This is a genomic window from Stenotrophomonas sp. MH181796 (genome assembly GCF_009659995.1).
Classification (GTDB): Bacteria; Pseudomonadota; Gammaproteobacteria; order Xanthomonadales; family Xanthomonadaceae; genus Stenotrophomonas; species Stenotrophomonas riyadhensis.
This window is the reverse complement of record NZ_RAHU01000029.1, coordinates 1-630: the sequence shown is the minus strand read 5'-3', so window position 1 is coordinate 630 and position 630 is coordinate 1. Positions and strand designations below refer to the sequence as shown.

Sequence of the window (630 nt, the reverse complement as noted above, 5' to 3'; positions counted from 1 at the left end):
TTTCCGTCGAGGTCTGCAGGTTGGCAACGACCGAGGTGAAGCGATTCTGCACCGCACCAAGGTCCGCACGGGTGCTGTTGATCGACTGCAGAGCGTTATCGACGATTTCCAGGGCCTTCTGAGCACCGGCCACGTCGGTGATCTTGACGTCCTTCAGAGTCGAGGCAGTGGTGCCAGCCTGGATCTGAGTGCCGACGGTGACGCTACCGGTGCCGCCGGCGACGGTCAGTGCCGTGATGTCGGCCGCCTTGAGGTCGGCCTTGACCGAGGTCAGGGTGATCGACCCAGCAGTGAACACCGGCGGGCTGGCCCCGTCATTTGTCTGCTGTGCGTAAACGCCGGTTTCACCCATCTTGGCGTTGATCGCCGCGATGGTGGCATTTGTGGCGTTGGCCTGGGTAGCGGTCGCATCGGCACCCTGCTCGTATTTCACAGTACCAAGATCCACGCTACCGATCTTCAGACCGGTGATTTCGCCGCTGGTCAGTGCGGTGCCGGCAGCCATCGTCAGGGTGCCGTTCTGAGCGAAGGTCGAGGAACCGATCGAACTCGCTTGGGCGTTTGTAATCTTGTCGATCGCAATGGCCTGGCCAGCGTTGGCACCCACCTGGAACAGCTGGCTGGAGAACG

1 protein-coding gene is annotated in these 630 nt (G+C 61.7%); it reads right to left on the bottom strand.

Going from position 1 to position 630, the window contains the following annotated elements:
- Positions 1 to 630, bottom strand: a 630-nt coding sequence (locus D5301_RS23975) for a flagellin (protein WP_153857084.1), incomplete at both ends; no start/stop codon positions are given.